Source organism: Tolypothrix sp. PCC 7601, from assembly GCF_025677855.1.
GTDB lineage: Bacteria > Cyanobacteriota > Cyanobacteriia > Cyanobacteriales > Nostocaceae > Aulosira > Aulosira diplosiphon.
The window spans coordinates 7956708-7971375 of record NZ_CP064879.1; the positions used below are offsets into that span (position 1 = coordinate 7956708).

Consider the following 14668-nt stretch of genomic DNA (forward strand, 5'->3'; position numbering starts at 1 on the left):
GGTAGTGACCGCTTAAATAAAATAATTTTTACTGATTGATTAATCGATAATCAAGCCATCAATTAACAAGTAAAAATCCCATATTGCTATAAGAATAATATAGCACGATGTAAATACAGCCAGTATTTCAACCAGTCACCTGCTTTGTTAGAGAAATTTTTGGCGTTGTTGATTGATGGGATGATGAAAGCTCTACCTAGCTGAGAAAAAATCAAATATGAGTCCTACTATATAGTTTAGACTTTTTTGCTTTGACTCAATTTAGCGGAAATCATCTAGATTTTGTAGGTTTTAAGCATTACTAAACCCTTATTAATGATACCACTTGCTTGAAGCTGAGAAACCCGTTCAACTTAGTGGCTATCAACACAACTATGCACATTTTGCGTTATGAGTAATGAAATATGAAAATCTAGGTATAAACTGAGTTATCAATGGCTCGCACTCCCACACTCACTTTTGATCGCGGTACACTCATACTACATCCACCACCACGGGGTAAAGCCTGGATGGATTATGCCACATGGGATGACCGGGTAGAAAAGTTCCGCTTGCCAGCAATTCAATATCGTTCTGTGGTAGAAGCACTACAAGCCGAAGAGGTTGACTTTCTTGATGAGGCGAAGGAATTTTATCCCTTAGATTTGGTAGCTACTTTGGAAATGGAACCCTATCCCCACCAGAGTGAGGCGTTAGCGGCTTGGAAACTCGCCGGGAGACAAGGGGTAGTCGTGCTACCAACGGCGGCGGGAAAGACTTATTTAGCACAGATGGCGATGCAAGCCACACCCCGCAGCACATTGATTGTGGTACCGACTTTAGATTTGATGCATCAGTGGTATGCTCACTTGGTAGCAGCCTTTCCCGATGCAGAGGTGGGTTTATTGGGTGGTGGTTCTAAAGATAAAACACCAATTTTAATTGCTACCTACGATAGTGCAGCGATTAATGCGGAAAGCTTGGGAAATCGATATGGGTTGGTGATTTTCGATGAATGCCATCATTTACCTACAGATTTTAATCGCGTGATTGCCGAATATGCGATCGCACCTTATCGTTTAGGGTTATCAGCGACTCCCGAACGCACCGATGGTAAACACGCTGATTTAAATATCCTCATTGGTAGAGAAGTATATCGCAAACGCGCTGAAGATTTAGCTGGGAAAGCCTTAGCAGAACATGAAATTGTGCAAATTAAGGTGAAATTATCCCAACTTGAGCGGGAAAAATACAACCAATTAATTCAAACCCGCAACGATTTTTTACGTGACTCGCGGATTTCTCTAGGGAGTATACAGGGTTGGCAAATGTTTGTGCAAATGAGCGCGCGATCGCAAACTGGACGCAGAGCTATGTTAGCACACCGTGAGGCCAAGGAAATCGCCTTGGGGACTGATGGGAAGTTGCGAATTTTAGCTAATTTATTAGCTAAACATCATCCCGAAAGAATTATCATTTTTACTGCTGATAATGCTACCGTTTACCGCATTTCCCAAGAGTTGCTGATTCCGGCAATTACTCATCAAACTCCTGTAAAAGAAAGGCATGAAATTTTAACTAAATTTCGGGAAGGTGCATATAACACCTTAATAGCTTCCCATGTGTTGAACGAGGGTGTTGATGTTCCAGCAGCAGCGATTGCCATTATTTTATCTGGCACTGGTTCAACAAGGGAATATATTCAACGTTTGGGAAGAGTTTTACGTAAGGGAAATATTGCCAATAAACAGGCGATTTTATATGAAGTAGTCGCTGAAGACACGAGTGAAGAAAGAACTTCGGCGCGTCGTAGGGGGATGGAGAAGATTAACGAACCGCGAAGACGCGAAGAACACAAAGAGAAAAAAGGTAAAAAAGGGCATCTGCAAGTTGTCTATGGAACAGGTAAAGAAAGAACTGCTAAAGCTGCGGAACAGTTAGAAATCAATTATTCTACAAATCGCAGCGAAGACTCATCCGATTTAACATAATCAACTCATGCCTTTATCAGCGTCCATCTGTGTTCATCCTTTTCCATCTGCGTACTATTTATTATTAATTACGAATTAGAAGATGTTGCCCACAGAACTTTTAATGCACCGCCACAACGGGGAAGAAATCATCCCCAAGCGCTTAAAAATTGATGATAAACATATCAATTTAGCTAACGAATTAATCGCCTACTTCCAAGCAGCAGTTGGCAAAACTCAAGGGATGCTAGAACGCCAACTTACAGATTTTGAAGGCGATACCACAGATTACCGCGTCAAACGAGGTTTGGCTTATATTCTTAAAAGCAGTTTTTGCACCTTTGAAGTGGTGAGTCCCCTTGAACCACCCATGTTACGAGAACGGGTATTTGCTTTAGCTGCAAAATCTGTTCCTAGCAAGGAAGCGACTCAACTTACCCTGAATAAAATTGCTGATGAATTAACTCATGAACTTGAGCGAGAAGTTTTACCCGAACAAGTTCATAATGGCTTATATGCTGATTTAAATGAAAATAAAATTTTGACGGTTTTTGATGCACCCACACCCCAAGATTTATTGCATCGCTATAACCTATCACAAGTACAGGGAGTATTTTATAAAGCCAGTCAATTAATATTAAATGCTCATCGCAACGTTCCGGGGGAATATAAGCTGTTATTTCGCTATCTCAAGTTATTTCAACTGATGGCTTATATTGAAGGCGATGCCGATCATGGGTTTACAATTACCATTGACGGCCCTACTAGTTTATTTAATCCTAGTACGCGTTACGGGTTAGCGATCGCTAAACTTATCCCCGCCTTACTCCATGTAACTCGCTGGAGTCTCGCTTCCACCCTGCAAACCCGCGACGCTTACACTAACACTTGGCGCACTGGACGTTTTACCCTCAATTCTGAATGTGGTTTAGTAACACACTACTCCCCAGGTAAACCCTACGATAGTATGCTAGAAGCATCCTTTGCTGATAAATGGGATGCGCTGAAATCGGAGTGGGTATTAGAGCGAGAAGTTGATTTAATTCCGATTCCGGGAAGTGTGATGATTCCCGATTTTCGCCTAGTCCATCCTGATGGACGCACATTCCTATTAGAAATTGTCGGTTATTGGCGACCAGAATATTTACAAAAGAAATTCTCGCAAGTACGACGTGCGGGAAGAGATGATTTAATTTTGGCTATTTCTGAAAGATTGAATTTAGAAAAAGCTGGCGTGAAATTAAATGATGTTCCAGCAAGAATTATTTGGTTTAAAGATAAATTATTACCCAAATCGGTGCTAGCAGTCATGGAATCATAAATTAAGTGGTATTCAAATGTAGGGTGTGTTGTCGCGTAGCGCAACGCACCCTTCGGGTTCAGCAGTCGCCTGCGGAGGGAAACCCTCCCGCAGCGCTGCTTCACCATAAATCAATAAGGTTCAGTGTTTCTTATCAAGAAGACCAATATTTTTGACGCTGCCAATATTCACTAACTCTAGCTTCCCACTGCTGCCAATAAGATTTAATTGTATCTGATTCCAACCAAAAAACCTCAGCCACCATCTCAGGAATCGCCACAACCAAAAGCGCATGATTTATCTCAATCCCAAAATCACCATAATATTTATTAGCTGCTCCTATATATGCTGCCAATTGCAGAGGATACTCATATAAACGCTCAATTGACCCTTTAGGTTTATCAGCAGTTTTCCACTCACAAACACAAGGTATTCCTTGATAGCTAGCAATACAATCTACCTTGCCAGAATACTTTAAATCGTAGTGAAAAACTGAACCTTCCACGAGTCTAATTGTGTTGATTTTTTCTAAAACAGGCTTGATACTTTCCCAATAAGGAAGACTAGCTTCCGAACAAACAGGATTTTCCCCCAGTAGATAGCGTTCAATTTGCTTGTGTGTTTTCGTTCCCCGGCGACTAGCAGCCGTAGTAATGCGGCTTGCTTCTTCTGTACCCACACGCGCTTTCCAGTTTAGTAATCTATCACGATCTGCTTGAGGTTTTGTAGCATTAAGTATTGTCGTGACGCTAGGTAAACGATTTCCTTGAGCATCTACATAATATTGCTTACCAGATTCTCGCAAAGATTTGGCATCAATTTTTGGTAGCAGTTGAATATCAAATGGCATTAGCTGCTATTGGGGGAATAGGTAATAGGTAATTGGTAAGGATTTTTATGCTGGTACAGTATGGCGTAAATCAATTGCTGTATTAATTTTGAATTCCGCTAGTCGTAATAGTTATGTTCATTTAGAATTTCTTTTAGATTTTTTTTCCTTATTCTGAAATTTCATGTCTCCCCAAGTTTTTGATTTGTCAGAAGATAACTCACTGGTTACTTCTGCTTTTTCTGTAGTTACTTCTACTGGTTCAGATGGAACTGCAAAATCTCCTAAAGTTAGCTGCTTAACCTTTTCCACATTGCCCTGATCAACAGCTTGTTTTAAATCACGAGTTAAACGAGCGTATTCAACTGCATCTTTCTGGGAACGTGAACTTGTCTTAAAACATTTCTCTAAACTATCGTATATCCCCACACGCCGCGCCATCTTGCGAAACTGACGCTCTGTGTCTAACAATTTCGCCATCAGTTCTAAGTGCATAGCATCATCTGCACAGATTTCTTCTAATACCGCCCATTCATCGCTACCCAGTAAACTATTATCAGCCCCAGGACGGGGATCGTGGAAGACTTCACCAGTTACTTCATGATAAATGCGGGGTAAACTATCATCGAATTCGTGTTTTTCTTCTAACCAAATGCGCCTAATTTCACTCATTTCTTCAAGAGTAATTAAGGTAATATCACGCATATTTTCTGGTGCTGTGCGACGAATTTGAGTTTGCGCTGCTAATAATTTTCTTAGCCAATACTCACGCCAATATTTAGTATATGGGCCAGGTATTGGTTCTACAGAAATTTCCCCATCTTTATTACGCTCAAATAATTGCACTTCCCCCCAGATGCGGCGGAAGTCTCTTTTCTCGCGATCGTCTTTAATATCTAATTCATTGCGAATATCTAATAAAGGCTGCATCCATTCTTTTTCTTCATCATTTTGGATCATCGCCTCCATTGATTTATCTTTATTAACTAATGTGCAAACCCAGCAACCAAAGCGAGAATCACCACAACTAGGTGTAGAAGTATCAACAACTAGGGGGCATTCATTATCTGCTGTTGCCCCTCGATACATGCTAAATAATTCTTTATTGCTGTTTCCCCAAGGATTGTCATATTGATTGAGATAAATCCAGACATCATTATTACTCCAGTCTTCAATCGGCGTATAAATCAGAGAGTTAGGTAAACTAGCATTGGGGCTGAGGCGATCGCGTACTCTCCCCATTTGATGCTTTTCCATTGTCGCCGCACGTTTTGCGCTTTCAGCTTTGCGAGTACCCAAAACTAGGATAGTTTCGCCGTTTGCACGCACCATCTCACGGATGAAGTGGTTGGCTGGATTAATTTTCAATCTTTGGGTACACCAACGGAATTGATTACGCGGTGCTGGGTAACCTTTACCAATCAGGTTTACCCAAAATGTGTCTTGAACAACTGGTTGCAGCAAATGCGGTTCTACGGGCATTCCTTGTGCTTGTGCTGCAGACTTTAGCTGTTGTAAACATTTGCGTACCCAAGCAGAGACGATAGGATTTTCTACCTGAGTATCTGTAGTAATTACATGGATTTGCTTATTTCGTTTTTCTTGGGGAAGAAGAGCGATCGCATTCCAGACTAACTGTAGCGTTGCACTTGAATCTTTTCCCCAGGAGACTCCTAGCACCCAAGGTATTTGATCTGAGCAATATAAATCTTGGATTTCTTTGGTAAGATTCTCTATGTCTTCTACTAAATCTGCAACGGTACGTGGTTGCTGGCTTTTATTTTCTGGCTGTTGTGCTGTAGCCATAGCTCCTTTCCTATCTAGACATGGGTTTCAGTCACCCCTGTTATCTGTACTGCAAGAGCAACCCTAGTATTGTAAAGCGTAAAGTTTTTAAAAACTTTTATATATTAACTGAATTTTATAGAAAATTAGTTGATAGCAAATTCTGCAATTTTTAAAAATAACATGCAAGACAGTAAATCTGACCTCACTGCTGACATCGCTAGAGAATATCAAGAACGGGAAACCAAGGATAAACAGGTACTGGCTTTACTTTTGGAAAAATTCTTGGAGAAGAAGGATCAGATTCTCGTTCAAAAAACCGAAATGGGGGGAACGGAAGCTTATGTTGGTTCTGTCAGCTTGGAATGGTTCGCAGGTAGGGTTCACTTCGCTTCTGGGTTACCACTGTTTCAAAATAAGTACAATTCCGACACAGATAACATCGAAATTGACGCAGATAGCATTGATGAAATACAGCAACGTCCCTTAGATTGGTCGCGTCAAGCACCTTTGGTACAGTATTTATCAGCAAGAAAAAATCATAAGTTTCCCCCAGTCTTAGCAGTAATTAATCAATCTTGGGTGGATAATCCCAAAGCTGCTGAATGGAACAGAGAAGGACAAGCAACTAAATCGACTACCGATTTTATCCCTCTAGATAAAGACGGTAAAGTAGGTTTACTGAATATTTCCGAAGATAATGTCACTATTTATGCATTAGATGGTCAACATCGATTAATGGGTGTACAGGGTTTAATGGAATTAATTAAAACGGGGAAACTTCAGCGTTATAAAAAAGATAAAACTGCTGACGATAGTTTCATTAAAATAGATGATTTAGTTAAGCAATATCAGGTAGACCCTGCTTATTTACAAAGCTTACCTAAAGAAAAAATCGGGATTGAATTTATTTGTGCAGTTGCGCCTGGGGAAACTCGCACCCAAGCAAGGCGAAGGGTGAGATCGATTTTTGTCCATGTTAACCTCATGGCTGCACCTTTAACTAAAGGTCAGTTAGTACAATTAAATGAAGATGATGGTTTTGCAATTGTCGCCCGAAAAATTGCCACAAATCATCCGCTTTTAGCACAGCAGTCAGATCGTAAACCTCGTGTTAATTGGAATAGTGCAACAGTTGCAGCAAATTCCACAGTTTTAACAACTTTGCAAGCTATTCAAGATATGTCAGAGAGATATTTAGGGCAAAAATTTCCTCATTGGAAACCTTTAGAAAAAGGTTTAATTCCTATGCGCCCAGAAGATAATGAAATTGAAGAGGGAATTGATGAATTTAGAAAACTATTTGATTCTTTAGCGAGCCTTCCCAGTTATAAAATTCTCGAACATGAAGATACGCCGCAATTACGACGTTTCAGCTTTGAAAAGGATGGGGGTGAAGGAAATATGCTTTTCCGCCCTATTGCTCAAGTAGCATTAGCTCAAGCTCTGGGAATCTTGGTTTTTAACCCTCTTTTGTCACTCTAGGCAGAGGAAAAGTAGAAATCAGGGTGAATCAGGGATATAAAAATTGAACTGGTGAGGCTATAAATAATAGATTGAAGTTTAAAAAAACCCAAAGCTAATTGAGGAATAGGAAAAACCGTTAACCAGGGATATATCAGATTAAATAAAGTAAAAGGTTGAATAATCAAACGAAGATTGTTAAGAATGTTCTTCCAGCCATTTCCATTATCCCACCAAGGATGTGAAACAAATTTTGACTCTCGTTGTGATGGAGACTGAAACAGTTGCTCCGAATGCAGACTAACCATTAAATAAGCACTGCAAATAATTTCCCACCATCGCTCAATATCTGGGTAGTGAGTCAGGCGAAAATCTGACCAACCTAATTCATTCTTACTTTGTTTTAACCCGTACTCGACCCAAGTTCTTAAACCGTAAAAATTTCCAACTTCTCTTGGCGTAATGTCTGGATATTTACTCATCACATACCAAGTAGTGTTATCAGGCAAATTTTCTGGATCTGTAGTAATTTGCCAATATCTAAGTTCTCCACGTTTTCCCGGAATAATTTCTCTAATAAATCGATTTTCCCGACTCAAGTCAGAGAATACCCTTTGAAACTTCTGCCACTTTAAATATTGAATATGTTGTCGTGGAAGTATTTCTACATAATGATTTGACCGAATCGCTACTATATAGTTCAAGTTTAGTTCATCTAATACAGATATGAAATTCTTACCACTCTCTCCATATAAGCTATCTGCAAGTACTAAGTTGAATTTAAAACCCATTGATTGTAGCTTTTTTATCAGTATTGCTGCTATTTCTGGTTTAGTGCGGTACTTATCTCCTGCCTGTAATCTTTCCCTGGGTTTATACACTTCAAACAGTAATGGAAATGTCATCCCACAGAAAACACCATATACTGTCACTGCCACAATTCCATTATCTGTTTTTCCCAAATTTCCTATATACTGCCGTTTCACATAATCTGTCTTGCTCCCTTTCTTTTTATCCCCTGTCTCATCAATAATTAAAATGATTGGTCTACCTTTTAGCACTTGTAAAATTAACTCTAACCTTAAGGTTCTTAACTTTTCTATATCCCAAGGTGATGTAGTTAGAAAATGATGCAACCCTTGCTGGTTATCTAATCCTACGATTTTTGCTATTTCTGGCAATGTTTTACGTTTTAGATCAGAAATGCAGCCTACATGGAGATATTTAAAAGCCTCGAAACTCCTAACATCTGGAAACAGACTTTTATACCACTGGCAATATTCGTCCACAAATTTGACTGTTGGTGCGGCTGGACGGGGCTGTACCATGCTCTGTGTCTTGGTTCTAGCATTTTTACCTTATTATACTACTGCCAGAGTGACAAAACAGGGTTAAAAAAGGGTTTTCTCTGGCAGATATTTTTAAGAAATTACGCAAATTTGATCAGCAAGGAGGCTTTAGTGGTATGGAGTATCCACAATCTCTTTGGTATGGCGTTTTATACGATCCCAATAAAAAGCGCGTACAAGTTGCTGGGCGAGATTTAGCAGCGAAGCTACTAATTTACATCTTAGGTGGAATTAAGGATCACATGGAATCTGCTGAACTTCGTAAGGCGCTAGCTGATGCTAGAACTATCGAAAACCAAACTATCGGCTTTGATGGTAAGTTCGTTGAACCTCAAGCAGTAGGACTGCCACCAATTTTATAAGAATTAGCATTAAAACAGTGTTAGAAATTAAAAATCAAGAGAGGAATTTGCTTAAATCAAATTCTTCTTCTTGTTCCTGTTTATTGATGCGTTCATAACTGAGAAATAATAAAATGCGCTCAGAATAATCTACAGCGCCACGCAATTCATTTTGTAAAATTTCTAGTCCACCATTAGCATACTCTTCAAAAATATGATTGCGTTGAGTTTCATATTCTTCTTCATAAGCAGATAAAATATTAATGTCCTGAGTTTCAGCAATCCCTAGTAATTTAATCACCACATCATTTCCCACCGAAGCAAAAGATTCTAGCCGAATTGGTGAAGGTTCTCTTTTAGAAATCTCCCCCAAGGCAACACGCTTTTTATGCTTTACACCCAAAGCGGCTGCAAACACAATTACATCAGCAAAAGTTTGAAAAGGCCCTGTTTCCCCGTCGGAGGATGTTAAAGCTTTGACTAACTCAGCTTTATCTTTTGCAACCCTGATTCTACCAGTTTCAGCCATTGATTTGCATATCTACAATTGTGGCAATTTTAACCGAAACCAAATAGCCATTGCACTACTTCATGTCTACATCTAAGCGATCGCTCTTTCTCTTCTCTGTTTCCTCTGCGTCTGGAGTGGTTCAAAAAACCCTACGTAGGAAATTGCACGTTCTCATACAGCAAAGATATGGAAAAGTGGAAATCGACGCTGGTTAAATGCACTTCATCTCCCTCTTCATAAGGATGTAACTCCCAAATTCCTCTATCATTTAAGCGAAAACAATCTAAACCAATTTTTTCAGCATCAATAAGGACATATTCTCGCAAAGTCTCAATCCGGCGATACCGCGTAAATTTAGCACCTCTATCATAACCCTCCGTACTTGGGGAAAGAACTTCCACAATTAAACAAGGATACTGAAGAAATTGAATCGCTTGTTTATCCCGTTCATCGCAACTCACCACAACATCGGGATAATGAAAAGGCCCATTTTCTGAAATAGCTACTTTTGCATCCGCTATATTTACACGACACCCACTTCCCCGCAGGTGGCTTTTTAACGCTGAAGCCAAGTTTAAAGCAATGTCATTATGAGGAAGAGTAACCCCAGTCATGGCGAAAACTTCACCATCAATGTATTCGTATTTAATTTCTTGACGTACTTCCCATTCCAGATATTCTTGAGGAGACATATACTTGCAACTTAGCTCCCTCTCAAAAGCCACCTTTTTTAACTCTACCTAAAAACCTTCGCGTCTTTGCGCCTACCCTGCGGGAACGACTTCGTCGAATGCGTGAGATATTTACCTCTCCGTCCTCACCGTTACCACCTGCGGCGGCGTAGAATCGGGTGGATACAAAAAATCTATCTGTACTTGTCGCTTCTCTCCCGCTAACATTTTCAACGTCGCCAAAGGTTCACCCATTTGTCCCCGACGTTGTACTAAATGTACATAGCGCGTCTTTTCCTCGCCATTATCATCGGTGTAACGCACCCTCACAGTACCGCGAAAAAATATCTGTTCCACCCTTGGCTTTAAAAATAGTAGTCTATCGGTTCCCCCTTCATCTTTTAAAGGTGTATGCATTGATACGGTAACTATCTGGCTTTGATTACTACTATTACGTAACGGTAAAGTCAGATTGTACTCTACACCATAGTTACTGTGAGCAAAATATGCTGTATCAGGATAGCGTTTTAGCATTGGCGCACTCTGTATTTGTCCTGTGCTAAGAGTGATTAAATGCACAGTGCCTAAAGGATAAGCAAAAGCTTTTCCGGGTTGGGGTATCGTTAACTCGGACACATTAGCATTATCTGTCAGATTAGCTTGCCATTGCGTCCCTTGAGAGACACCAGCAACGCGGCTAAATACCGTAGGTTCTCTAGGCGGATCGAGAGGGGTGGGAATGGGGTCGCGTTTTCCTGCTAAACTGCCTGTATCTAACAGCCTTTGCCATTCAGCGACAGTGGGAGGCGTAGGGCTATTTTTGGCTAAGTTTGCCAGATAAATTGGGCGATCGCTCGCTAATCGCATCATTGTTGTGCGACCATTAGAAGAGGGAGCTTGTACAGGTATGGGTAAATTCGCTAATATTTGGGTTTTTCCTGGTTCAATCACCAGCTTTTCGGGAAAATTACTCTGTCGAATTCCCCGTAGTACATCATTCATTGTCCTGCTACCAGGGCCAGCGTAAACTGTACTTTGGGAATTATCTACCATATCTGGTAAAGCAATAAACGGTGCTTCAGTAGAAAGGTAGCTGGCGGCGTGTAATACTTGCAGTGTGACAGGTTGATTCCCTGGATTGTGGACAATAATTCCTTGGTAAACAGTGCGGTTTTGGGCTGGTGTTTCCGCCCTGACGATATGATGGGCAAATACATCAAATCTCCCCGAGAAGGGATAATTAAGGTGTGCTTCTGGAGCTTGTTTGCTATCTGGGGGGAAGGTAGAAAGTAAAATTCCTTCAGTAGTGACTAATTCTGGACTATTACTATTAAACGTAGGGATAGTATCGAGTTTTCCGGGTAAAGGGCGGACTTCTTGCGGTTGTATTTCCACACCAGCAATATATTGTGGGGGTACGGTGTAGATATTTAACGCCCGACACATCAAAGCTGCAACTTCTCCTCTGGTGGCGCTTTGCTGGGGTTTTAGCTGTTTAACTTGGGGATAGTTGACGACAATACTGTTGATTGTAGCGGATGCGATCGCACTTTGGGCATAGTTAGGAATTTGTGCTGCATCCTCAAAATATTGTTGTAATGTCTGGGCTGGGTTAGATACAGGACTATAATTTTTACCCCCAGCCACAACACCGATAATTTGGGCGCGGGGAATTGCTTGGTTAGGTTGAAAAATTCCCCCAGGATAACCAGAGAAAAAGCCTTTTTGGTAAGCAGTAGTAATTGCTTTGTTTGCCCAATAATTCGCAGGTACATCTTTAAATGTAGTCGCACTGCGTTTGATTGGTGCATCGGGGAAAGCATTCAACATTAAGACTGCGGCTTCAGCGCGTGTAACTGTTGCTTCTGGGCGAAAGCTGCCATCCGGATAGCCTGTAATTAATTTTCTTGCTCCTAGTTCTTGAATGCAATTATTAGCCCAATGTTTTTGTGTATCAGAAAAGGCGAGAGTGATGGAGTTGGGTAAAGTGAAAAGCGAGGCGAGTATTAATGGTAGAAGCATTAATAGTAGTTAGTATAAACTTAGGCTATTAAAGCATACAAGGATAACGAACCCCTGAAGCACAGAGAAGTAGAGATAAAAATCTTGATATTCTCTCTTTTACCTCTTTCCTTAGCGTACTTTGCGGTTTGTTTCTCTTCATCACCAATCTCGCTTCACCTCTACAACCTCTGTATACTCAAATTCATTAGGACTTTGCCTTACCAAAGGATATCTTTCCCCACCCAATTCAATATAATCTTGTTCGCAATCTGGCTTAGAAGAAAAGTAAGTCAGCACATATTCCCTGCCAATTCTATCTGCCATTTCCTCTTCCACTTCACCCCGCCATTGAGTTTTCGTCACCAACACAATTAACTGATTTGCTAACTTGGGAATTGTTTGAGCAATATGTCTTCTAGAAATTTCATCTAAACTACCAAAAGGTGAATCCATGACAATGGGGAAGGTGCTGCTTTCTGGTAACATCAGCATTTTCCGCTTTTCGCTCCATTCCCGGACTCTATCAATAATACTGGCGATAAAAGATAAACTGAGAATTTGATTTTCGCCAGTGGAAGCTGCAACTGGTGCTTCTATTCCGGCGGTATTTTCTACTAGCGTCAGTTCATATTTATCGCTAATTTTGGGAATATAAGGAGTGAAAGATATTTCTGCGAATATTTCCTGGACTCGCTTTTCTAATTGCAGACGAAATTGCTTTTCTTGACGGTTTCTTACTTCTGTTAACCGTTCAATTGCATCTTGGGTAGCCTTAATTCGTCGCTGTGCTAATGCTTGACGTTCTTCGTTTAGCTTTTGCTTGGCGATTTGTTTACCGAAAGCTTCGATTTCGGTGGTGAAGTGGGCAATTTGTTGTTGGTTAGCGCCTTGTTCTCGGTTTAACTCATCTATTTTATTTTCGATTCCGTCTAAGCGTTTCTGCAAACTACTAATCTCTTCGTTAGCATCTTTACGCAATCTGTCTTGAATGTTATCTAATTCGCTTTCAATTTGCGAGATATTTTGTCTTAATTGATTAATTCTCCCTTGTTCTCTGTCAACTTCTTCCCAAAATGCGGTTGCTTGCTTATCAATTTCATCAACTTGGGCGCTCATCCGAAAAGCCATTTCTTCCACAGCAGAAGAACCCGCTTGATTTAACCAGAGAGTCACATTTGTATGGGGATGGCTACCAACATTTAAATCTGTACCACAAATACAACGTTGCGAATTAAGTAACTCGTTGATAAACTCCCGCGAAATTCCCGCCGTTAATTCACCGCGCTGCTTCCAATCATACATAGTCTGCCTAAACTGGGCGGTAGTTTCAGCTAGGAGAACTATATAACCTCGTGCGGAAATAATTTTTTTCAGGGCTTCACGGGTTTTCTTATATTCTTCTTTATATGCTTGGTTCTGCGCTTCTAAATTTTGACAGCGTTCCTGTAGTTCCTTCGCCGCACTCAGTTCCCGTAAGCGGTTACTCGTTTCTTTTTTTAAAGTTTGTTGATATTCTAACTCTTGTTGGATTTCTGTTTGCTTATTACTAATAGTCTCAATTTCCCGTTCTATTTTTTCTTGCTGGCGCAAAAGCTGTTTGATTTCCGAATCGCCAATCGCTTTTAAATCATTCTCTAAACTTTTTTTCGCTTCACTCAAATGTTTAATTGAACGGTTAATTACCTCTACCCCCAAAAATATTTTCGTCGCTTCGGCGATTTCTGCTTTTTTATCAGAACGGACGATTTCTTCAATTCTTTCACCATCAAAGAAAAAATATTGATGCAAACTCGCAGGTAAAATTTGATTGATGATATCTTCTGGTTGCTGGGGTGGGAAATACCATTTACCATCATCGCCACCTACCCACATGGTTAATTGAGTTTTCCCAGCTTCAAAATCACTCTCGTTTTTATAAACCCGACTGGAACGTTTTACACGGTAGCGCTTACCTTCATGTTCCCAACCAATTTCTACCCAACATTCAATAGCTTGCTTTGGTTTAGCTTCGGCGATCGCTCTTTTATTAACTAGCTGTTCTACCGATGCAAATGCTGCGCTAAACTTCTCATATAATACCCAGGTGAAGGCATTGAGTAAACTGGTTTTTCCAGAGCCATTATTGCCATGAATAATCGTAGTGTTGAGAACATCTCCCCCGGAAAGTACTATCTCTGGTGTTGTACTATAAAAGGAGCGAAAATTGCACAGCTTAATTGAAGTCAGCTTCATCGCACCTCTTCTTTGATAATCACCAAAATTTCATCGTTAATGTGGCTGTTAATTCTCTTATCTAGTCTGCCTTTTTCCAGCTTCCATACCCGCTCAATAATCTGCCGTACTTCCGGCGGGGCGCTGGTAATTGGCTCCTGCACATCATCGATATTTTGCTCTGGTGACATTGCGGATGGTAGATAATTGTTTTTTTATTTTACCTGTATCTTCGAGTGCGATCGCATCTTCTG

The 14668-nt window shown here is 40.5% G+C and carries 10 protein-coding genes and 2 pseudogenes; 4 read left to right on the forward strand and 8 right to left on the reverse strand.

Going from position 1 to position 14668, the window contains the following annotated elements; genetic code table 11:
* Nucleotides 1-434 precede the first annotated feature (434 nt).
* Nucleotides 435-1970 carry a DEAD/DEAH box helicase gene (locus HG267_RS32190; RefSeq protein WP_045873210.1) on the forward strand — a complete coding sequence of 512 codons (1536 nt, stop codon included), beginning with the start codon at nucleotides 435-437 and terminating at the stop codon, nucleotides 1968-1970.
* 82 nt (nucleotides 1971-2052) lie between these two features.
* Complete coding sequence (locus tag HG267_RS32195; RefSeq protein WP_045873209.1) at nucleotides 2053-3270, forward strand: DUF790 family protein; 1218 nt, start codon at nucleotides 2053-2055, stop codon at nucleotides 3268-3270.
* 133 nt (nucleotides 3271-3403) lie between these two features.
* Here HG267_RS32195 and HG267_RS32200 read toward each other — a convergent pair whose 3' ends face one another.
* Together HG267_RS32200 and dndC are read right to left on the reverse strand one after the other, a co-directional pair.
* Complete coding sequence (locus tag HG267_RS32200) at nucleotides 3404-4099, reverse strand: PD-(D/E)XK nuclease family protein (RefSeq protein ID WP_045873208.1); 696 nt, start codon at nucleotides 4097-4099, stop codon at nucleotides 3404-3406.
* Between the two features lie 117 nt (nucleotides 4100-4216).
* Nucleotides 4217-5884 carry a DNA phosphorothioation system sulfurtransferase DndC gene (gene dndC, locus HG267_RS32205; RefSeq protein ID WP_045873207.1) on the reverse strand — a complete coding sequence of 556 codons (1668 nt, stop codon included), beginning with the start codon at nucleotides 5882-5884 and terminating at the stop codon, nucleotides 4217-4219.
* 162 nt (nucleotides 5885-6046) lie between these two features.
* Between dndC and HG267_RS32210 the strand changes: the two are divergent.
* Nucleotides 6047-7345 (forward strand): annotated as a pseudogene (locus tag HG267_RS32210) (DGQHR domain-containing protein); the annotation flags it as partial.
* Here the strand turns inward: HG267_RS32210 and HG267_RS32215 are convergent.
* Nucleotides 7345-8655 (reverse strand): IS701 family transposase, encoded by a 1311-nt coding sequence (locus HG267_RS32215; protein WP_096621593.1) that lies wholly within the window; start codon nucleotides 8653-8655, stop codon nucleotides 7345-7347. The pseudogene HG267_RS32210 and the gene HG267_RS32215 sit on opposite strands and share 1 nt — an antisense overlap.
* Nucleotides 8656-8720: 65 nt before the next feature.
* Here HG267_RS32215 and HG267_RS32220 point away from each other — a divergent pair.
* Nucleotides 8721-9038 (forward strand): annotated as a pseudogene (locus HG267_RS32220) (hypothetical protein); the annotation flags it as partial.
* A gap of 34 nt (nucleotides 9039-9072) precedes the next feature.
* On the opposite strand, the gene HG267_RS32225 reads toward HG267_RS32220, so the two are convergent.
* The 5 genes from HG267_RS32225 to HG267_RS32245 form a co-directional block, all read right to left on the reverse strand.
* The gene (locus HG267_RS32225) at nucleotides 9073-9546 is read right to left on the reverse strand and encodes a DNA phosphorothioation-associated protein 4 (RefSeq protein WP_045873205.1); all 474 of its coding nucleotides are present in this window, start codon (nucleotides 9544-9546) and stop codon (nucleotides 9073-9075) included.
* Between the two features lie 131 nt (nucleotides 9547-9677).
* Nucleotides 9678-10220: a Uma2 family endonuclease gene (locus HG267_RS32230; RefSeq protein ID WP_045873204.1), complete on the reverse strand. Its 543-nt coding sequence runs from the start codon at nucleotides 10218-10220 to the stop codon at nucleotides 9678-9680.
* Nucleotides 10221-10331: 111 nt separating this feature from the next.
* Nucleotides 10332-12221 carry a DUF3370 family protein gene (locus HG267_RS32235; protein WP_045873203.1) on the reverse strand — a complete coding sequence of 630 codons (1890 nt, stop codon included), beginning with the start codon at nucleotides 12219-12221 and terminating at the stop codon, nucleotides 10332-10334.
* A 141-nt stretch (nucleotides 12222-12362) separates the two neighbouring features.
* Entirely contained in the window at nucleotides 12363-14435 is a 2073-nt protein-coding gene (locus HG267_RS32240; protein ID WP_096621751.1) for an AAA family ATPase, read from the reverse strand.
* Nucleotides 14432-14605, reverse strand: a complete 174-nt coding sequence (locus tag HG267_RS32245; RefSeq protein ID WP_167727186.1) for a hypothetical protein — start codon at nucleotides 14603-14605, stop codon at nucleotides 14432-14434. Before HG267_RS32245 ends, HG267_RS32240 begins: the two co-directional genes overlap by 4 nt.
* Nucleotides 14606-14668 lie beyond the last annotated feature (63 nt).